This is a genomic window from Frigoribacterium sp. NPDC087798 (assembly GCF_044742985.1).
Classification (GTDB): domain Bacteria; phylum Actinomycetota; class Actinomycetes; order Actinomycetales; family Microbacteriaceae; genus Frigoribacterium.
The window spans coordinates 278,374-298,444 of sequence record NZ_JBIUVP010000002.1 but is presented as its reverse complement, the minus strand read 5'-3'; the positions used below and the strand labels follow the sequence as shown (position 1 = coordinate 298,444).

Here is a 20,071-nt window from a genome sequence, read left to right as displayed (position 1 = left end):
AGTGCTTCCGGGGCGGTGGCGACGGGCGGGTCGGTGGCTCGTCGGCCGCCTGCTCGGCGCGGTCTTCGTGCTCTGGGCCGTCGCGACGCTGATCTTCTTCGCCATCCGGCTCGTCCCGGGCGACCCGGCCGAGGCGATCCTCGGCGGTCCGGGGTCGCAGGCCTCGGCCGAGGCCCTCGACTCCGTCCGTCGGCAGTACGGCCTGGACCAGCCGTTGTTCGTGCAGTACCTCGCGCAGCTCGGACGGCTCGCCACGGGCGACCTCGGGACGTCGTACTCGCTGCGGACCGACGTCGGCCGGTTGCTGCTCGACCAGTTGCCGGGCACGATCGGTCTCGCGCTCCTCGCCCTGGTGGTGGCCTGGTCGATCGCGATCGCGACGGCCTGGTGGGCGACCCTCGGCGGCCGGATCGCCTCCGCGGTGTCGTCGGGTCTCGAGGTCGTCGCCTCGGCCGTGCCGCACTTCTGGCTGGCGAGTCTGCTCATCCTCGTCTTCAGCACCCGGCTCGGGCTGCTGCCCCCGGTGAGCACGGGAACCCCCGCGGGACTCGTCCTGCCGGTCGTCACCCTGGCGATCCCCGTCGCCGGGTTCCTCGGGCAGGTCACCCGCGACTCGCTGCTCGACGCGGCGGCCACCCCGTTCGCCCTCTCGGCACGTGCCCGGGGCGAGGGCCCGTCGGGACTCTTCGTCCGCCACCTGCTCCGACACGCGGCGCTGCCCGGGCTCGCCCTGTCGGGCTGGGCCTTCGGCTCGTTGCTCAGCGGCGCGGTCGTGGTCGAGTCGGTCTTCGCCCGCCCGGGTCTCGGTCGCACCCTGCTCGGCGCGGTCACGCTGCGCGACATCCCGCTCGTGACCGGCGTCGCCCTGGTCTCCGCGCTCGCCTACGTCGTCGTGGTCGCGCTCGGCGACCTGGCCGAACGCGCGGTCGACCCGAGAGGACGCGCGGCATGACGGCGCTGCCCGACCTGCCCCGGGGTGCCGACCCGGCCCGCGCCTCCTCGTCCCGCACCGCCCGGCGGCGCCTGCCGCTCGGCCCGACCGAACTCGTGGCGGCCGCACTGCTCTCGCTGCTGGTCGTGATGGCGGTCGCACCGGGCCTGTTGGCCCCCGCCGACCCGCTCGCCGTGTCGCCGACCGACGCGTTCGCCGGTCCGTCGCTCACGCACCCGTTCGGCACCGACGAGTCGGGGCGAGGCGTGTGGACCCGCGTCGTCCACGGAGCCGGTGCCTCGCTGACGATCGGCCTGGTCGCCACGATGATCGGGACGGGACTCGGCGTGGTCCTCGGCGTCCTGGCGGGCCTCGGCGGTCGCGGCCTCGTCGGCCGCGCGACCGACGCCGGCGTGAGCCGCGTCCTCGAGGTGCTCTTCGCCCTGCCCGGCCTCCTGCTGGCGCTCGTCGTCATCGCCTTCACCGGGCCGGGGGCCGTGCCGGCGACGATCGCCGTCGGCCTCGCGACCGCGCCGGGGTACGCGCGGATCGTCCGCAGCCAGGTGGCGGCCGTCCGCCGGTCGCCGATGGTCGAGGCCGCGACCGTGCTCGGCCGTCGCCCCGGGCTCGTCCTCGTGCGTCACGTGCTGCCGAACGCCCTCGCCCCCGTGGTCGTGCTCGCCACGCTGGGTCTCGGTCAGGCCGTGGTCTGGGCCTCGTCGCTGAGCTACCTCGGGCTGGGGTCACCGCCCCCGGCACCCGAGTGGGGCGCGATGCTCTCGGCCGGGCGCACGTACCTCGCGGTCGCCTGGTGGATGACCGTCTTCCCGGGGCTCGCCGTCGTGGTGACCGCTGCCTCGGCCACGGTGCTGGGGCGAGGTCTCGCACGACGCGGACGAGGAGGACGGCGATGACCACGGACCCGCTGGCGACCGGTGCCGCTCCCCGCGACCGGCACCGCGCCTCCTCGGACGACCTGGTCGTCGACCGCCTGCACGTCACCTTCGGTGGGGTGACGGCCGTCGACGACGTGTCGTTCTCGATGGGTCGCGGCGAATGCGTGGCCCTGGTCGGCGAGTCCGGCTCGGGCAAGAGCGTGACCGCGCGGGCCCTGCTCGGGCTGACCGGTGGCACCGTGACGGCCGACGCCCTGCGGCTCGGTGACGACGACCTGCTCACCCTGTCCGAACGGGGCTGGCGTCGGCTGCGGGGACCGCGCATCGGACTCGTGCTGCAGGACGCCCTGGTCTCGCTCGACCCCCTGCGCCCGGTCGGCCGCGAGATCGACGATGCCCTGCGACTGCACACGCGACTCTCGCCGGCCGCCCGCCGAGCCCGCGTGCGGGAGGCCCTCACCGAGGTCGGCATGCCCGACCCCGAGGTGCGCCGGGGGCTGCGGTCGGGCGAGCTGTCGGGTGGACTGCGGCAGCGGGCGCTCATCGCCGCGGCCCTCGCTCTGCGACCCGGCGTGATCGTCGCCGACGAGCCCACCACCGCCCTCGACGCCGAGGTGCAGCGTCTCGTCGTCGACCGACTCGCCGCCCTGCGCGACACGGGCACGGCCGTCCTCGCGATCAGTCACGACCTCGGGGTCGTCCGGCGCCTGGCCGACCGCGTGGTCGTGATGCGCGACGGGCACGTCGTCGAGCAGGGTGACACGGCGACCGTGCTCGACTCGCCGCAGGCCGACTACACGCGCATGCTCATCGCCGCCCTGCCCGGCGGAGCCCCGCGGGGTCGCCGCCTCTCCGCCCCCGCGAACTCCGACGGCCCGGACGCAGGAGGCGCGCCCGCGTCGACGACGCCGGTCGCCTCCGACGCGCCCGGCCCAGGAGGCGCTCCCGGCCCGTCGACGCCGGTCGCGGCGACGACTCCCCCGTCCGGCCCCGTCCTCCTGGCGACGGGCCTGCGCCGGGTCTTCCCGGGGCGCCGGGGGCCCGACCGGGTCGCCGTGGACGACGTCTCGCTCTCGCTCGGGGCCGGCGAGACGCTCGGCCTCGTCGGCGCGTCGGGCTCGGGCAAGACGACGACGGCCCGCCTGCTGCTCGGCCTCGACGACCCCGACGCCGGGACGGTCGACCTGCTCGGCACGTCCTGGGCCCCGGCCCGCGAGCGCGACCGTCGTCCCCGCCGCGGCGACCTCGGCGCCGTCTACCAGGACCCCTCGAGCTCGTTCGACCCCCGGTTCACGGTCGGCCGTCTGCTGGCCGACGCGCTGACGTCGGGCCGCAGCACGCGCCTCGGTCCCGTCGAGCCCGACGTCGTCGCCCTGCTGGCACGGGTCGGACTCGACGCCGACACGGTGACGCGGCGGCCCGACACCCTGTCGGGCGGACAGCGGCAGCGGGTGGCGATCGCGCGCGCGCTGGCCCCGAGGCCCCGCGTGATCGTCTGCGACGAGCCGGTCTCGGCCCTCGACGTCTCGGTCCAGGCCCAGGTGCTCGACCTCCTCGACGAGCTGCAGCGACAGGACGGGCTCGCCTACGTCTTCATCTCCCACGACCTGGACGTCGTCGAGCACATGTCCGATCGCGTGGCCGTGATGCACGAGGGCCGGGTCGTCGAGCAGGGCCGCACGGCCGACGTGTTCTCCGCGCCGCAGCACGCCCACACCCGCGCCCTGCTCGCCGCCCGCCCCTAGCCGGGCCCTGCCCCTAGCCGGGCCCTACCCCGGGGCGGACGCGGCCCGGCCCGCCGGGGCGGGCAGCCGCCTCAGCCGCGGCGGGCGGCGTCGGCCTCGGCGGCCTTCGGGTCGACCACGTCGATGAGGCCGGACTGCGCCCACTCGAGCGCCCAGTCCGACTTCGCGACCTCGCTCGACTCGTCGGCGTAGGCCTCGACCAGCTCGCGCGCCTCGTCGTCGGTCGCGACCGAGGGGCCCGAGCCGAGCAGCGGCTCGTTGGCGGTCTCCTTCGTGAACCACACGGCGACGAGGCCGATCACGGCCGCGGCCATGAGGTAGAAGGCGGGGATGTCGTGGGCCCAGGAGAAGCCCTCGCCCTCGGCCCAGACGACCAGCGCCTCGGTGGCCAGGGGCGTGGTGCCGCCGAAGAGCGAGACGGACACGTTGAACGCGATGGCCAATGCGCCGTAGCGGATGATCGTCGGGAACAGCGCGGGCAGCGTCGACGGCATGGTCGACGTGAACGTGACGAGCACCAGGCCGAGCACCAGCAGGCCGACGAAGACGAGCGGCGTGCTCTCGGACTGCACGAGCTTGAGCGCCGGCCACGACAGCACCAAGAATCCGATGCAGCCGGCGAACAGCACCGGTCGACGGCCGAACCGGTCGCTCAGGCGTCCGCTGAACGTGATGACGATCATCATCAGCACCATCACGACGATGACGAGCAACAGCCCCGAGGTCGCACTGCGGCCCAGCGTGTTGGTGAGGTAGGTCGGCATGTACGACAGCAGCATGTAGTCGGTCACGTTGAAGACGAGCACCAGACCGATGCAGACGATCAACGCCCGCCAGTTCTCGGCGAAGAGCTTCACGAGGGGCACCTTGACGTGCTCGCGACCGGCGGCTTCTTCTTGCTGCTTCTGGAAGGCCGGCGTCTCTTCGAGCTTGAGGCGCAGGTAGAGCCCGATCAGGCCGAGCGGTCCGGCGATCAGGAACGGGATGCGCCAGCCCCAGGCGAGCAGCGCCTCCTCGCTCATGCCGAGCTGGAGGCCGGTGACCAGCGAGGCGCCGAGCACGTAGCCGGCGAGCGTGCCGAACTCGAGCCACGAGCCCATGAAGCCGCGGCGCTTGTCGGGCGAGTACTCGGCGATGAACGTGGCCGCGCCTCCGTACTCACCGCCGGTCGAGAAGCCCTGCAGGAGGCGCGCCAGCAGCAGCAGGACGGGCGCCCAGAGGCCGATGGTCGCGTACGACGGGATCAGGCCGATGGCGAGCGTCCCCGCGGCCATCAGGATCATCGTGAGGGCGAGCACCTTCTGGCGTCCGATGCGGTCGCCGAGCGGGCCGAAGAACGCGCCGCCGATCGGCCGCACGATGAACGCGGCGGTGAACGTGCCGAAGGTGAACAGGATGTTGAGCGCGTCGTTGCCCGGCGGGAAGAACACCTGGGCGATGGTCGTGGTGATGTAGGCGTAGACGCCGAAGTCGAACCACTCCATGGCGTTTCCGAGGGCTGCGGCGCTGACCGCACGCTTGAGTAGACCCTCTTCGACGACGGTGACGTCGTCGGTGGTCAGGCTGCGGCGGGCGGGCTTCGTGCTGTCGTTCTTCTTGGCTGACATCGGGTGAGGCCTCCAGGTCGTCGGGCGGTGGCAGTCGACCCCAGCGTCGGCAAAAAACCCGTCGAGCCTAACAGAACCGCCATGTCAGTACCAGTGCAGGGCGTGCAGGCGTGCAGCCACCGCAGCGCGCAGGAGGCACGGTGGCGGTCCACGAGGAGCCCTCGCGAGGGTGCGTACACTGGTCGGAGTCCCACAACCAGGCACCTCCCCACCGACACGGTGCCGTCCACAGAACCGGAGAAGACCATGCCGTCAGCGATGCCCGAGAAGCCCGCCCTCGAAGGACTCGAGGCCCGTTGGGGTCAGGTCTGGGAGGCCGACGGCACCTACCGCTTCGACCGCACCGACGCGACCCGCGCCTCCGTGTTCTCGGTCGACACCCCGCCGCCGACCGCCTCGGGCAGCCTGCACATCGGTCACGTGTTCAGCTACACGCACACCGACGTCAAGGCCCGGTTCGAGCGCATGCGCGGCAAGCGCGTGTTCTACCCGATGGGATGGGACGACAACGGACTGCCCACCGAGCGTCGCGTGCAGAACTTCTACGGTGTGCGCTGCGACCCGTCGCTGCCCTACGACGCCGACTTCACCCCGCCCTTCGAGGGGGGCGACAACAAGTCGTCGAAGGCTGCCGACCAGGTGCCGATCTCGCGCCGCAACTTCATCGAGCTGTGCGAGCGACTCACCGTCGAGGACGAGAAGCAGTTCGAGGACGTCTGGCGGAAGCTCGGCCTCTCGGTCGACTGGACCCAGAGCTACCGCACCATCGACGACGACTCGCAGGCCATCGCCCAGAAGGCGTTCCTCCGCAACCTGGCCCGCGGCGAGGCCTACCAGGCCGACGCCCCCACGCTCTGGGACGTCACGTTCCGCACGGCCGTGGCGCAGGCCGAGCTCGAGGACAAAGAGATGCCCGGGGCCTACCACAAGCTCGCGTTCCACCGCACCGACGGTCAGGGCGACGTGCTGATCGACACCACGCGGCCCGAGCTGCTGCCGGCCTGCGTGGCCCTCGTCGCGCACCCCGACGACGAGCGCTACCAGGCGCTGTTCGGCACGACCGTCCGGTCGCCGTTGTTCGACGTCGAGGTGCCGGTGGTGGCCCACCACCTCGCACAGCCCGACAAGGGATCGGGCATCGCCATGGTCTGCACCTTCGGCGACACCAACGACGTGGTCTGGTGGCGCGAGCTGCAGCTGCCGAACCGTGCCGTGATCGGCTTCGACGGCCGCTTCGTCAGCGAGGCCCCCGAGGCGATCACGTCCGAGGCGGGGCGCGCCTCCTATGCGCAGCTGGCCGGCAAGACGGTCTTCAGCGCCAAGCAGTCCGTGGTCGAGCAGTTGACCGCGTCGGGTGAGCTCGTGGGCGAGATCCGCAAGATCTCGCACCCGGTCAAGTTCTTCGAGAAGGGTGACAAGCCGCTCGAGATCGTGTCGACGCGTCAGTGGTACATCGTCAACGGCGCCCGAGACGAGCAGCTGAAGGGTTCGCTCCTCGAGCGCGGCGGTGAGGTGGCCTTCCACCCCGACTTCATGCGCGTCCGCTACGACAACTGGGTCAACGGCCTCAACGGCGACTGGCTGATCTCGCGCCAGCGCTTCTTCGGCGTGCCCATCCCGGTCTGGTACCCGCTCGACGGCGACGGCAACCCCGTCTTCGACCAGGTGATCGTTCCCACCGAGGCGCAGCTCCCCATCGACCCGGCGTCCCAGGCCGCCCCCGGATACGACGAGTCGCAGCGGGGCGTGCCCGGCGGATTCGTCGGCGAGGTCGACGTCATGGACACCTGGGCGACCTCGTCGCTCACCCCGCAGCTGGCCGGCGGGTGGGAGCGCGACCCCGAGCTGTTCGACCTCGTGTTCCCGTACGACGTGCGCCCCCAGGGGCAGGACATCATCCGCACCTGGCTCTTCTCGACGATGCTGCGGTCGCAGCTCGAGTCGGGCACCGTGCCGTGGAAGAACGCGTCGATCTCGGGCTTCATCGTCGACCCCGACCGCAAGAAGATGTCGAAGTCGAAGGGCAACGTGGTGACCCCGGCCGCCATGCTCGACGACCACGGCTCGGACTCGGTGCGCTACTGGGCGGCGTCGAGCCGCCTGGGCACCGACGCGGCGTTCGACCCCCAGAACCCCAAGCAGATCAAGATCGGTCGCCGTCTGGCGATCAAGGTGCTCAACGCCGCCAAGTTCGTGTACTCGTTCGAGCTGCCGTCGGGTGAGTTCGAGATCACCCAGCCGCTCGACCGCGACCTCCTCGCGTCCTTCGCCGCCGTGATCGAGACCGCGACCGAGGCGCTCGAGGGCTACGACCACGCCCGAGCGCTCGAGACGACCGAGAAGTTCTTCTGGACGTTCTGCGACGACTACCTCGAACTCGTGAAGGAGCGCGCCTACGGCGCCACCACGCCGGCCGAGCAGGCCTCGGCCGTGCTCGCGCTGCGCACGGTGCTCGAGGGCCTGCTGCGTCTGCTCGCGCCCTACCTGCCGTTCGCGACCGAAGAGGTCTGGTCCTGGACGCACGACGACTCGGTGCACCGGGCCGCGTGGCCGACGGTCGAGGAGCTCGGACTCTCCGAGGGCGAGACCTCGTCCGGCCTCGTCGGGCTCGTCGGGCAGGCACTGATCTTCGTCCGGCGGGCGAAGTCGGACGCCAAGGCCTCGCAGAAGACCCCGGTGGCCTCGGCCGTCATCACGGGCCCCTCGGCCCAGCTCGACCTCGTGAAGCTCGCGGCGGGCGACCTCGCCGCGGTCGGCAAGATCGCCGAGCTGTCCTTCGCCGAGGGTGACGAGCTGGCGGTCGGCGACATCGTGTTCGCCGAGGTGCCGGCCGACGCCGGCGCGTCCGCCTCCGGTGCCGGCACTACGGCCGCTCCGGCCCCGACGGCGGGTGCCTGATGCAGCTCGGTACGCGGTGGAGCGTCGGAGGCGCGGCTCCGGCCGAGCTGCCCGCCGCGGTCCTCGGGGCGGTCGCCCAGGTCGAGCGGGAACTGTCCGACCAGGGCGTCGACGCCACGTCGTGGCGCTGGACGCTGACCTGGCTCGAGCGTCGCCCCGTCGTCGAGCTCGACGACGGCACGGTCATCCGGGTCGACGCCGTCACCGGCGAGGCCCGCATCCACGAGCCCGTCGACGCCGAGGGCGACGACGACTGAACCGGCCCGTCCTCGGAGCCACGACGTGCCGCTCACCTCTCGAGGTGAGCGGCACGTCGCGTCCACCGGGGACGTCGTGAGCCGTCAGGCGCGGGCGAGCAGCTCGCCGTGCGGCATGATCAACCAGCCGTCGGGGGCGTCACGCCAGGAGCGCCAGGCGTCGGCGATCGCGTGCAGTTCGTCGTGCGTGGCGGCGTCCTTCTCGATCGCGTCGGCGTAGAACGCCGACTCCGTCGCGCGGGCCGCCCAGCTGTCGCCCCACCACGTGCGGTCCTCGTCGGACGCGAAGCACCACACGGAGGCGCTGCTCGCCACGTCGACGAAGCCCGCCTCGAGCGCCCACCCCTTCAGGCGCCTCCCGGCGTCGGGTTCACCGCCGTTGCCCCGGTGCACGGTCTGGTAGACGTCCATCCACCGGTCGAGACCCGGGTTCTCGGGTGCCCAGACGCAGCCGTGGTAGTCGACGTCGCGGACGGCGACGACTCCCCCGGGCCGCGCCACCCGGCGCATCTCGCGCAGGGCGGCGACCGGGTCGCCGACGTGCTGCAGGACCTGGTGCGCGTGCACCACGTCGAAGGCGTCGTCCTCGAACGGCAGGGCGAACAGGTCGGCGGTCTCGAAGTGGACGTTGTGGAGCCCGGCCCCGACCGCGAGCGACGTCGCCTGCTCGACGATGCCGGCGGCGGCGTCGATGCCGATCACGCGACCGGGCGCGACGCGGCCGGCGATGTCGACGGTGATGGTCCCCGGCCCCGACCCGACGTCGAGGACGCTGACCCCGGGCACGAGGTGCGGCTCGAGGTACGCGGCGGAGTTCTCGACCGTCCGCCACGCGTGGCTCCGTAGCACGCTCTCGTGGTGGCCATGGGTGTACCGGGCGGGCGTCTCGGGGCGTTCGCTCATGCGGCGACCCTAGCGCGCCTCCTAGTGTGGGCTGATGACGAACCCGTTCCTCTCCCCCAGCACGCTGCCGTACTCGCTGCCGCCGTTCGCGAGCATCACCGACGACGACTACGGCCCCGCGTTCGACGCCGGGTTCGCGGAACAGCTGGCCGAGGTCGAGGCGATCGCGACCGACCCGGACGAGCCGACCTTCGAGAACACGGTCGCCGCCCTCGAACGCAGCGGCGCCATCCTCACCCGTGTCCAGCACGTCTTCTTCAACAAGACCTCGTCGGACTCGACCGAGGCCACCGACGCCCTCGAACTCGAACTCGCCCCGCGGCTCGCGGCGCACGCCGACGCGATCCGACTCGACCCGCGGCTCTTCGCCCGTCTCCGCAGCGTGCACGAGCGCCGCGACGCCCTCGACCTGACCGCCGAGCAGCGCTACCTCGTCGAGCGGCTCGTCGCCGAGGCCACCCGCTCGGGAGCCGCCCTCGCCGACGACGACAAGGTCCGCCTCCGCGACCTCAACGGCCGGCTCTCCACCCTGTCCACGAGGTTCGAGAAGAACCTGCTGGCCGACACGAACGACCTCGCCGTCGTGGTCGACGACGTCGCCGAACTCGACGGACTCGACGCCGGGGCGATCGCGGCCGCCGCCGAGGCGGCCCGAGAGCGAGGGCTCGAGGGCCGCTACGTCATCACGCTCGTCCTCTTCAGCGGGCACCCCTACCTGGCGAGCCTGACCGACGAGGGACTCCGCGATCGGATCATGCAGGCGTCGCTCTCGCGTGGACGGCGCGGAGGCGACCACGACAACCGCGAACTCGTCCTCGAGATCGCCCGGCTGCGCGCCGAGCGGGCCGAACTGCTCGGCTTCGCGTCGCACGCCGCCTACGTCACGGCGGGCGAGACCGCGGGCACCCCCGGGGCGGTGGCCGACCTGCTCGGACGACTGGCGCCTCCTGCCGCCCGGAACGCCCGCGCCGAGCAGGCCGAACTCGAGCGCGTCGCCGGCCGGACGATCCGGGCCTCGGACTGGGCCTTCTACACCGAACGGGTGCGCGCCGAGGAGCACGACGTCGACACCGCCGCGATGCGCCCGTACTTCGAGGCCGAGCGCGTGCTGCAGGACGGCGTCTTCTTCGCCGCGGGGCTGCTCTACGGCCTGCGGTTCGCCGAACGCGCCGACCTGACGGGCTACCACCCCGACGCGCGGGTCTTCGAGGTGACCGACGCCGACGGCGGCGACGTCGGCCTCTACGTCCTCGACCTCTACACGCGCGACAGCAAGCGCGGCGGCGCCTGGATGAACCCGCTCGTCTCGCAGTCGTCGCTCACCGGGCTGCCCACCGTCGTGGTGAACAACCTCAACGTCCCGAAGCCGCCGGCCGACCAGCCGACCCTCCTCACGCTCGACGAGGTGACCACGTTCTTCCACGAGTTCGGGCATGCCCTGCACGGTCTCGTCGCCCGGGTGACCTACCCGAGCTTCTCGGGCACCAACGTCTTCCGCGACTTCGTCGAGTTCCCCAGCCAGGTGAACGAGATGTGGATGCTCTGGCCGGAGGTGCTCGCGAACTACGCCGTTCACCACGAGACCGGCGACCGGCTGCCGCAACGACTGGTGGACGCCCTCCTCGCCTCCCAGGGCTTCAACCAGGGTTTCGAGACGAGCGAGTACCTCGCGGCGGCCCTGCTCGACCAGGCCTGGCACGCCCTCTCGTCGGCCGAGGCCGCGGCGGTCACCGACGTCGAGGCGTTCGAGCAGGAGGCGCTGGCCGCGGTCGGCCTCGACCTCGCGTCGGTCCCCACCCGCTACTCGAGCACGTACTTCGCGCACACCTTCTCGGGGGGCTACGACGCCGGCTACTACTCGTACATCTGGAGCGAGGTGCTCGACGCCGACTCGGTCGAGTGGTTCGAGCAGAACGGCGGGCTGACCCGCGACAACGGCGACCGGTTCCGCGCACGCCTGCTGGGCGTCGGCGGCGCGAAGGACCCCCTCGAGGCCTACCGCGACTTCCGTGGGCGGGACGCCCGCGTCGAGCCGCTGCTCGCGCGGCGCGGCCTCGCCTGACACGAGAACGCCCCGGCCGAACCGGCCGGGGCGTTCTGACGTCGCTGCTAGGCGGACTTCTCGGTGCGCTGCTCGACGAGGCGCGGCACGATCGTGGGCGCGGCGTTCTCGAGCACCGACGCCCGCGTGATGACGACGCGCCCGACGGTGTCGTCGGACGGGACGTCGAACATGATCGGCCCGAGGACCTCTTCGAGGATGGCGCGGAGACCACGGGCACCGGTCTGGCGCAGGACGGCCAGGTCGGCGATCGCCTCGAGGGCGCCGCGATCGAACTCGAGCTCGACCCCGTCGATCTCGAACATGCGCTGGTACTGCCGCACGAGGGCGTTCTTGGGCTCGGTGAGGATCTGCATCAAGGCCGGCTGGTCGAGCTGCGTCACCGTGGTCACCACGGGCAGACGGCCGATGAACTCGGGGATCAGACCGAACTTGTGCAGGTCTTCGGGCAGGACCTCGCTGAAGAGGGCCGCCTCGTCTTCTTTGCTGTGCAGCGGGGCGCCGAAGCCGATGCCGCGCTTGCCGGCGCGGTTCGAGATGATGTCCTCGAGTCCGGCGAACGCCCCGGCGACGATGAACAGCACGTTGGTCGTGTCGACCTGGATGAATTCTTGGTGGGGGTGCTTGCGGCCACCCTGCGGCGGCACCGAGGCCACGGTGCCCTCGAGGATCTTGAGGAGTGCCTGTTGCACGCCCTCGCCCGAGACGTCTCGCGTGATGGACGGGTTCTCGGCCTTGCGGGCGATCTTGTCGATCTCGTCGATGTAGATGATGCCGGTCTCGGCCCGCTTGACGTCGTAGTCGGCAGCCTGGATCAGCTTGAGCAGGATGTTCTCGACGTCTTCGCCGACGTAACCCGCCTCGGTCAGGGCCGTGGCGTCGGCGACGGCGAACGGCACGTTGAGCCGCTTGGCGAGGGTCTGGGCCAGGTAGGTCTTGCCGCAGCCGGTCGGGCCGATCAACAGGATGTTCGACTTCGAGATCTCGACCTCGTCGGCCAGCGACTCGGCGGCCGTGAGGGTGGAGGCGGCACGGATCCGCTTGTAGTGGTTGTAGACGGCCACGGACAGCGCACGCTTCGCGGCGTCCTGACCGATCACGTACTCTTCGAGGAACGAGTAGATCTCGCGGGGCTTGGGCAGGTCGAACTCGCTCGCGGGTTCGTCGCCGGCCTCGGCGAGGCGCTCTTCGATGATCTCGTTGCAGAGCTCGACGCATTCGTCGCAGATGTAGACGCCGGGACCGGCGATCAGCTGCTGGACCTGCTTCTGGCTCTTGCCGCAGAACGAGCATTTGAGCAGATCGGCACTCTCACCTATGCGCGCCATGCTCGGCCTCCCTGATTGGCTGAGGTCATCGACCGGGACCGGTCGTCGTGTGGGACGAGCCTAACCCGATCCGCCGACACTCACGGACCGACCCGGGGGGTTCGAGCACATCCGCGGTGGTGGCGGACGGACGCCGGGGCGTCCGTCCGCCCGTCGACACGACGACGGCCCCGGGCGGGTGCCCGGGGCCGTCGTCGTCGTGCCGTGATCAGCGCGTGAGCGCCGCCGGCTGGTTCTTGCGCGAACCGAGGACCTGGTCGACGAGACCGTAGTCGAGGGCCTCCTGCGCACCGAGGATGTTGTCGCGCTCGATGTCGCGGTTCACCTGCTCGGGCGTCTTGTGCGAGTGCTTCGACAGGGTCTCTTCGAGCCAGGTGCGCATGCGGAGCACCTCGGCGGCCTGGATCTCGATGTCCGAGGCCTGGCCGCCGCTGCTGCCACCGGTCGCGGGCTGGTGGATCAGCACGCGGGCGTTGGGCAGGGCGAGACGCTTGCCGGGCTGACCCGCGGCGAGCAGGACGGCCGCGGCCGAGGCGGCCTGACCGAGGCAGACCGTCTGGATCTCGGGACGGATGTACTGCATCGTGTCGTAGATGGCCGTCATGGCCGTGAACGAGCCACCGGGCGAGTTGATGTACAGCGTGATGTCGCGGTCGGGGTCCATGCTCTCGAGCACGAGCAGCTGGGCCATGATGTCGTCGGCCGAGGCGTCGTCGACCTGCACGCCGAGGAAGACGATGCGGTCTTCGAACAGCTTCGCGTACGGGTCCTGACGCTTGTAGCCGTAGGCCGTCCGCTCTTCGAAGCTGGGCAGGATGTACCGGGAGCTGGGGGTCTGCACTCGACCCGCGCCACCCATCATCGGGAGTTCCATGAGTTCTTCTCTTTCTCGTTCTGACGAAGGGGCGGAGGGCCTAGGCCTGGTCGGTGCCGGCGCCGCCGACGACGTCGGTGGCCGAGCCGCGGATGTGGTCGACGAAGCCGTACTCGAGGGCCTCCTCGGCGGTGAACCAGCGGTCGCGGTCGCCGTCTTCGTTGATCTGCTCGACGGTCTTGCCCGTCTGTGCGGCCGTGATCTCGGCCAGTCGACGCTTCATCGAGAGGATGAGCTGCGCCTGCGTCTGGATGTCCGACGAGGTGCCGCCGAACCCGCCGTGCGGCTGGTGCAGCAGGACGCGCGCGTTCGGCGTGATGTAGCGCTTGCCCTTGGTGCCCGCCGTCAGGAGCAGCTGGCCCATCGACGCGGCCATGCCGATGCCGACGGTGACGATGTCGTTCGGCACGAACTCCATGGCGTCGTAGATCGCCATGCCCGCCGTGATCGACCCGCCGGGCGAGTTGATGTAGAGGTAGATGTCCTTCTCGCTGTCTTCCGCAGCGAGCAGCAGCAGTTTCGCGGCGATCTCGTTGGCGTTCTCGTCGCGGACCTCAGAGCCGAGCCAGATGATCCGGTCTTTGAGCAGTCGGTCAAAAACACTGTTGGGCAGTGTCACGTCGGCCATGGTAGAGCTCCCATTCGTTGTCGCTTGTCGTCGAATCTATCGGAGCCAACGCACGGGTTCCGGGCTGTTCGCCCACGGCAGATACCGCGCCTCCCCGGCCCCGTCGGGGGCCCGTCCACGAGCCCGGGAGGCGCGGTGCCGGGAACGACGGAGGGCCGGGTGCGCACTCGCACCCGGCCCTCTCGGACGTGACGGGTCAGCCGACCCGCCGCTCTCGCTTACGCGTGGTCGTGACCCGCGTGGTCGTCGTCGTCGCCGCCGACGCCGGCGGTCGCCGTGAAGGCGGACAGGTCGACCGAGTCGCCCTTGCCGTCGACGACCTTGGCCTTGCTGAGCACGACCGCGAGGGCCTTGCTGCGGGCGACCTCGCCGACCATGGCGGGGATCTGGCCGTTCTGGTCGAGGACCTTGATGAACTCGCCGGGCTCCATGCCGTACTGCGCCGCACCCTGGATGAGGTACTGCGTCAGTTCGTCCTGCTCGACCTTGACGGCCTCTTTCTCGGCGATGGCGTCGAGGAGGATCTGGTTGCGGAAGGCCTTCTCGCTGCTCTCCTTCACCTCGGCGCGGTGCTCGTCGTCCTCGAGGCGGTTCTCCTGCTCGAGGTGACGGTGCACCTCGTCCTCGACGAGCTTCTCGGGGACGGGGATCTCGACGGCCTCGAGCAGCTTCTCGACGACCTGGTCGCGTGCCTGGGCACCCTGACCGAAGGTCTTCGACTTGGCGAGCTGCTCTTTCAGGTCGCCCTTGAGCTCGTCGATCGTGTCGAACTGGCTGGCGATCTGGGCGAAGTCGTCGTCGGCCTCGGGCAGCTCGCGCTCCTTGACGGCCGTGACGTCGACGGCGATGAGGGCGGTCTCGCCCTCGCGGTCCCCGCCGAGCAGCTTCGACTCGAAGGTGGTGCTCTCACCGGCGGTGAGGGACTCGAGGGCCTCGTCGATGCCCTCGATCAGCTCGCCCGAGCCGAGCTCGTACGAGATGCCCTTGGCGGTGTCGACGACGTCGTCGCCGATGGTGGCCGTCAGGTCGATCTGCGCGAAGTCACCCGTGGTCGCGGGGCGGTCGACGGTGACCAGCGTGCCGAAACGGGTACGCAGGTTCGTCAGCTCTTCGGCGATCTCGTCGTCGGTGATGTCGACCGTGTCGACCGTCAGCTCGAGGCCGTCGTACTCGGGCAGGTCGAAGTCGGGACGCACGTCGACCTCGACGGCGATCTTCAGGTCGCCGGAGAAGTCCTTGACGTTCGGCCACTCGACCACGTCGGCCTCGGGACGGCCGAGGACGCGGATCTCGGTCTCGGTCACGGCCTCGCGGTAGAACTTGTCGAGGCTCTCGCTGACGGCGTGGTTCAACACCTCTTCACGACCGACGCGCTGGTCGATGATGGGCGGCGGCACCTTGCCCTTGCGGAACCCGGGGATGTTGACCGACTCGGCGATGTGACCGTAGGCGTGCGTGACGCTGGGCTTGAGCTCGTCGGGGGTGACGACGATGTTGAGCTTGACGCGCGTGGGGCTGAGCTTCTCAACCGTGGTCTGGACCAATGTGGGGCTTCTCCTGTGTTGGTGGCGCTGAACTCACATCCGAGACAGCAGGTAGACGATCGTCGGGGCGACAGGACTCGAACCTGCGATCTTCCGCCCCCAAAACGGACGCGCTAGCCACTACGCTACGCCCCGTGTATCAGCCTGGAACCGGCCGGCACGCGTGAGCCCCGTTGAGGTCGGGTACGTGAAGGCCGCGTCGAGTCTAGCCGACACCGAGGGGCCGTGACTGAGCGACCTCGTCGGATGCCTTATGCTGGTCTCACCCGTGCGGCCCGGCCGCTCACGGGGATGTAGCTCAATGGTAGAGCCTCAGTCTTCCAAACTGATCACGCGGGTTCGATTCCCGTCATCCCCTCTGTGTTTGTTCGACGCCTCCGGCGTCCGGCGCAGGGGCGCCTCGAATGAAATCTTCTCCGCGCCTTGCACGCAGGAGTCGACGCCGGCAGGCGCCTTCGATGAAATGTTCTCCGGGCCTTGCACGCAGGCGTCGGCGCTCTTCAGGGGTCTCTCGGCCAGCTCGGGGGGAAGTCGTGCTGGCGGATGATTTTTCCCGGCGCGACGTGACCCAAGATGGCCACATGAGACGCGCGACGTTCGCACGGGTCGCGCTGGTCGGTGCGGTCGTGGCCACCCTGGCGGCCGGGTGCGCCGCCCCACCGACCGAGGCGACCAGCGGGTCCGGGTCCGGGTCCGGGTCCGGGTCCGGGTCCGGGTCCGGCGCGATCGCGCAGGCCGCGGCCGGGCCCGGCGCGGCCGTGGCGCCGACCTCGGGCGGGGTGCGGGTCGCGATCGTCGGCGACTCGCTCACGGCCGGCGGAGGTCGCCTGCTGAGCGAGGGGCTCACCGCCGACACCTGGATGACCTACGCCCAGGGCGACGGCGTCGACTACGTCGGCGGCTACGCGAAGGGCGGCTCGACCGTGCAGGAACAGGCCGCCGCGGTGCGCCCCGTCGCCGACGTCGACGTCCTGGTGCTGATGTCGGGCACCAACGACGTGCGCCTCGGCACGAGCTTCGCCGAGTCCGCCTCGTCGTACGACGCCATCGTCGACACGATCCGGCCGGAGCACGTCGTCGTGGCCGCGATCCCGCCCTACGACCGTGCACCCCGGGCCGCGGCCCGGTACGAGGCACAGCTCGAACGCTACGTCGCCGACAAGGGCTGGACCTTCACCGACCCCTGGGGGTTCGCGCGGGCGGGCGACGTCTTCGCCGCCGGCACGACCGTCGACGGCATCCACCCCACGACGGCCGGGTACGAAGCCGTCGGCCACGCCTTGCGCGACGTCGTCCTCGACGTCGCCGGCGCCCGGGTCGTCGCCCCCCAGGCGGACTCCCCCGCCGACCCGGCCGACACCCCTCCGGGCACGACCAGCTGACGACGCCCGTCCTCGACCTCGGCCGCCCGGTCAGGGGCGCGATGCCGACGCGGGGGACGCGTCGACTCAGTGCTGCAGGAAGGCCAGCACGGCGAGCACCCGGCGGTGGTCGGTGCCGCTGTCTTCCAGCAGGAGCTTCTGGAAGATCGAGGTGACGTTCTTCTCCACCGCACCCGTTCCGATGACCAGTTCGGCCGCGATGGCGGCGTTCGTGCGGCCCTCGGCCATCAGCGTCAGGACCTCCCGCTCCCGCGGCGTGAGCGCGGCGAGCGGATCGCTGCGACGGCCCAGCAACTGCGAGACGACCTGCGGGTCGAGGACCGTGCCGCCGTCGGACACCCGCCCGAGCGCGTCACGGAACTCGTCGAACGAGGCGATGCGGTCCTTGAGCAGGTAGCCGACCCCGCCCGAGCCCGCTTCGAGCAGGTCGCGGGCGTAGGCCACCTCGACGTACTGCGACAGCAGCAGGATACCGAGGTCGGGCCGACGGCGTCGCGCCTCGATCGCGGCCCGGACGCCCTCGTCGGTGTGGGTCGGCGGCATGCGGACGTCGAGGACGGCGATGTCGGGACGGACCTCGTCGAGGTCGGCCAGCAAGGCGTCGGCGTCGCCGTACGCCCCCACGACGTCGACCCCGATCTCGTCGAGCAGTCGGACGAGCCCCTCCCGCAGCAGCACCGAGTCGTCGGCGACGACGACACGGAGGGGCTGACGGGAGGGGCTCTCGAGACTCACGCGTCCAGACTACGGGCGCGGCCCACGGACTACGGTCTCGCGGGCGGCCCCGCCGGCGGGTCGAGCGGCCCGTCGGGCAGCGCGGCGTCGGGCAGCGGCTCGGTCACGGCCGTCGACGAGAACGGCGGCAGCGGCTCGGTCGGCAGCGGCAGCGTCGGGTTGCTCGGCACCTCGATCGTCATCGGGATGCTCACCGTGACGATGGTCGGCCCGCCCTGCGGGCTGCTGATGTCGAGGAAGCCGCCGAGGCCCACCAGGCGCTCCTGCACCCCGGCGAGACCGTGGCCGTCGCGCAGGCCGGCGCCGCCGCGCCCGTCGTCGGTCACGACGAGCTCGAGCAGGGTGCCGATGCCGTCGGGAGCCTGCCTCGTGCGCAGCACGAGGTCGGCGCTGGCCGCCCCGGCGTGCTTGCCCGTGTTCGTCACCAGTTCGGACGCGATGAAGTACGCGTTGCGCTCGATGTCGCTCGGGATCACGACGTGCGCGGGCACCCGGTCGAGCATCGTGGTGGGCACCACCGAGCGGTCGACGAGCGACTCGAGCGCCGCCACGAGGCCCCGGTCCATCAACAACGGAGGCGCGAAACCGCGGGACAGGGCACGCAGCTCCTCGAGGGCCTCGCGGGACTGGACCCGCGCCTCCTCGATGAGGGTCTTGCTCTTCTCGGGGTCGGTGTCGACGGCACGGGACGCCGCGGCGAGGTCCATCTGCAGACGCACCAGACGCTGTTGCGGTCCGTCGTGGATGTCGCGCTCGAGCCGGCGGAGGGCCGTGCCCTCGGCCGACAGGGCCGCGGTGCGCGAGATCTCGCGGTCGGCGAGCTCGACCTCGAGTTGCTCGCTGCGGAACCCCCCGAGCATGACGGCGGCGATCGCCTGGTGCATGACCACGAACCCGTGCACGACGTAGGGATAGACGAGCACGACGCCCGCGAAGAGCGCGAGGGCGAGGACGACGAGCACCGCGCCTCCGCCGTTGCCGATCGCGGACGCCCAGTTGAAGGTGTCGAACGGCGGCAACGCCTGGAAGACGAGCACGACCCCCAGGACGGCGAGCACCGGGCCGGCCAGGAGACCCACGAGGACGAAGGACGTGAAGCCCGCCACGATCGGGAACACCACGACGCCGTAGAGCAGGTACAGCCAGTAGTGCGGGTTGGCGAAGACCGAGACGGCCCGCGCGAAGCGGTTCGTCGACCGGCCCCACTCGGTGTTCGGCGTCCAGTCGACGGGGCGGATGGGTCGGTCGCTCGCCCACCGCAGGCGGAGCACCTCGAAGGTGCCGAACCATCGGGCGATCCAGAGCGCGCCGAAGACGACGATCGCGAGGAAGACGAGGGTGAACAGCGAGTCGCTCGACCCGCTGACCGTGTGCAGGAACAACGAGGCGGCCACCGTCACGATGACGACGAGGACGGCCGACAGGGCGACGTAGCCGAGTTCACGGGGCAGTTCGCGCCAACGGCGTCGGTAGCCACCGGGTGGGGGCGGGGGCGAGAGGTAGGGGTTGGCGGCGGTGATGGTGGTCTCCTGGATCATGCCTTCGAGCCTGGTCCGGACGGGGCGTCCACCCCATGGTGCCAGCGCCCGGACCGCCTGTGGGGTTATCCCCCCTCACGACCCGTGGTGAGGTGAGGCTGGCCTAGGTGAGCCGAGCCTCAGCTTGCTTGCGGAATTCTCCCAGACGTCTAGCGTTGCCTCCATCGTCTAGGAAAGGACCACGTCATGACCGACATCACCCGCACCGTCCCCCAGGGTTCCGTCGACCCCGACGTCGCCGCCGGCGTCGCCCAGTTCCTCAGCCAGATCGTCACCGACATGACGGCCCTGTCGGTCAACGGCAAGCAGGCCCACTGGCACGTGCGCGGCATCGCGTTCGTCGCCGTCCACGAACTCATCGACGTGGTCGTCGACCACGCCCGCGAGTGGGCCGACCTCGCCGCCGAGCGCGTCGTCGCCCTCGGCCTGCCGGTCGACGGTCGCATCGAGACCGTCGCCGCCAAGACGGTCATCCCCCCGACCTCCCCCGGCTTCAACCAGATCGACGTCACCATCGCCGAGCTGGTCGCCCAGATCGACGCCTCGCTCGTCGCCGTCCGCGAGGCCATCGACGAGCTCGGCGAGCTCGACGCCTCGAGCCAGGACGTCGCGATCGAGATCTCGCGAGGCCTCGAGAAGGACCGCTGGTTCCTCGCCGCGCACGTCGCCGGCTGACCTCCTCGCCAGACGGACGAAGGCCGCCACCCTGCACGGGGTGGCGGCCTTCGCCGTGTCGGGTCGGC

Annotated in this window: 16 protein-coding genes and 2 tRNA genes; 9 read left to right on the top strand and 9 right to left on the bottom strand. The window is 71.1% G+C overall.

The features are described from left to right. Window position 1 precedes the first annotated feature (1 nt). From ACIOSR_RS08405 to ACIOSR_RS08395, 3 genes are read left to right on the top strand one after another with little or no spacing between them, the layout of a single operon-like run. Window positions 2-952, top strand: coding sequence for an ABC transporter permease (locus ACIOSR_RS08405; protein WP_307785125.1), 951 nt, complete (start codon window positions 2-4; stop codon window positions 950-952). Next, window positions 949-1,845 carry an ABC transporter permease gene (locus tag ACIOSR_RS08400; RefSeq protein ID WP_173152509.1) on the top strand — a complete coding sequence of 299 codons (897 nt, stop codon included), beginning with the start codon at window positions 949-951 and terminating at the stop codon, window positions 1,843-1,845. Before ACIOSR_RS08405 ends, ACIOSR_RS08400 begins: the two co-directional genes overlap by 4 nt. Next, window positions 1,842-3,572, top strand: coding sequence for a dipeptide ABC transporter ATP-binding protein (locus tag ACIOSR_RS08395; protein ID WP_402752344.1), 1,731 nt, complete (start codon window positions 1,842-1,844; stop codon window positions 3,570-3,572). The genes ACIOSR_RS08400 and ACIOSR_RS08395 overlap by 4 nt, the downstream gene beginning before the upstream one ends. Before the next feature lie 71 nt (window positions 3,573-3,643). Here ACIOSR_RS08395 and proP read toward each other — a convergent pair whose 3' ends face one another. Next, on the bottom strand, window positions 3,644-5,179 hold the full coding sequence (gene proP, locus ACIOSR_RS08390) for a glycine betaine/L-proline transporter ProP (protein WP_402752343.1): 1,536 nt from the start codon (window positions 5,177-5,179) through the stop codon (window positions 3,644-3,646). Between the two features lie 258 nt (window positions 5,180-5,437). On the opposite strand from proP, the gene valS reads away from it, so the two are divergent. After that, entirely contained in the window at window positions 5,438-8,077 is a 2,640-nt protein-coding gene (gene valS, locus ACIOSR_RS08385) for a valine--tRNA ligase (protein ID WP_402752342.1), read from the top strand. Beyond that, window positions 8,077-8,334, top strand: a complete 258-nt coding sequence (locus ACIOSR_RS08380; protein ID WP_123571857.1) for a hypothetical protein — start codon at window positions 8,077-8,079, stop codon at window positions 8,332-8,334. Before valS ends, ACIOSR_RS08380 begins: the two co-directional genes overlap by 1 nt. Before the next feature lie 84 nt (window positions 8,335-8,418). On the opposite strand, the gene ACIOSR_RS08375 is transcribed toward ACIOSR_RS08380, so the two are convergent. Further along, on the bottom strand, window positions 8,419-9,237 hold the full coding sequence (locus ACIOSR_RS08375; protein WP_056048371.1) for a methyltransferase domain-containing protein: 819 nt from the start codon (window positions 9,235-9,237) through the stop codon (window positions 8,419-8,421). A gap of 34 nt (window positions 9,238-9,271) precedes the next feature. On the opposite strand from ACIOSR_RS08375, the gene ACIOSR_RS08370 reads away from it, so the two are divergent. Further along, window positions 9,272-11,299, top strand: a complete 2,028-nt coding sequence (locus tag ACIOSR_RS08370; RefSeq protein ID WP_402752341.1) for a M3 family metallopeptidase — start codon at window positions 9,272-9,274, stop codon at window positions 11,297-11,299. A gap of 47 nt (window positions 11,300-11,346) precedes the next feature. On the opposite strand, the gene clpX is transcribed toward ACIOSR_RS08370, so the two are convergent. The 5 genes from clpX to ACIOSR_RS08345 all read right to left on the bottom strand — a co-directional run bounded on the left by clpX (window position 11,347) and on the right by ACIOSR_RS08345 (window position 15,808). Then, the gene (gene clpX, locus ACIOSR_RS08365) at window positions 11,347-12,627 is read right to left on the bottom strand and encodes an ATP-dependent Clp protease ATP-binding subunit ClpX (RefSeq protein WP_043597039.1); all 1,281 of its coding nucleotides are present in this window, start codon (window positions 12,625-12,627) and stop codon (window positions 11,347-11,349) included. 208 nt (window positions 12,628-12,835) lie between these two features. Next, a complete protein-coding gene (locus tag ACIOSR_RS08360; RefSeq protein ID WP_402752340.1) occupies window positions 12,836-13,501 on the bottom strand; it encodes an ATP-dependent Clp protease proteolytic subunit in 666 nt (221 codons plus the stop codon). 40 nt (window positions 13,502-13,541) lie between these two features. Continuing rightward, on the bottom strand, window positions 13,542-14,129 hold the full coding sequence (locus tag ACIOSR_RS08355; RefSeq protein ID WP_043597035.1) for an ATP-dependent Clp protease proteolytic subunit: 588 nt from the start codon (window positions 14,127-14,129) through the stop codon (window positions 13,542-13,544). Between the two features lie 218 nt (window positions 14,130-14,347). Then, window positions 14,348-15,673: a trigger factor gene (tig, locus tag ACIOSR_RS08350; RefSeq protein WP_056048379.1), complete on the bottom strand. Its 1,326-nt coding sequence runs from the start codon at window positions 15,671-15,673 to the stop codon at window positions 14,348-14,350. Between the two features lie 62 nt (window positions 15,674-15,735). After that, a tRNA-Pro gene (locus ACIOSR_RS08345) sits at window positions 15,736-15,808 on the bottom strand. Window positions 15,809-15,960: 152 nt separating this feature from the next. Here ACIOSR_RS08345 and ACIOSR_RS08340 point away from each other — a divergent pair. Both ACIOSR_RS08340 and ACIOSR_RS08335 read left to right on the top strand, forming a co-directional pair. Beyond that, window positions 15,961-16,031 (top strand) — tRNA-Gly (locus ACIOSR_RS08340). A 223-nt stretch (window positions 16,032-16,254) separates the two neighbouring features. Next, window positions 16,255-17,055 carry an SGNH/GDSL hydrolase family protein gene (locus ACIOSR_RS08335; RefSeq protein ID WP_402752339.1) on the top strand — a complete coding sequence of 267 codons (801 nt, stop codon included), beginning with the start codon at window positions 16,255-16,257 and terminating at the stop codon, window positions 17,053-17,055. A 66-nt stretch (window positions 17,056-17,121) separates the two neighbouring features. Here ACIOSR_RS08335 and ACIOSR_RS08330 read toward each other — a convergent pair whose 3' ends face one another. Together ACIOSR_RS08330 and ACIOSR_RS08325 are read right to left on the bottom strand one after the other, a co-directional pair. Next, window positions 17,122-17,790 carry a response regulator transcription factor gene (locus tag ACIOSR_RS08330; RefSeq protein ID WP_056048385.1) on the bottom strand — a complete coding sequence of 223 codons (669 nt, stop codon included), beginning with the start codon at window positions 17,788-17,790 and terminating at the stop codon, window positions 17,122-17,124. Between the two features lie 29 nt (window positions 17,791-17,819). Beyond that, entirely contained in the window at window positions 17,820-19,328 is a 1,509-nt protein-coding gene (locus ACIOSR_RS08325) for a sensor histidine kinase (RefSeq protein ID WP_123571862.1), read from the bottom strand. Between the two features lie 186 nt (window positions 19,329-19,514). Between ACIOSR_RS08325 and ACIOSR_RS08320 the strand changes: the two genes are divergently transcribed. Next, window positions 19,515-20,003, top strand: coding sequence for a Dps family protein (locus ACIOSR_RS08320; RefSeq protein ID WP_043597026.1), 489 nt, complete (start codon window positions 19,515-19,517; stop codon window positions 20,001-20,003). Window positions 20,004-20,071: the final 68 nt, after the last annotated feature.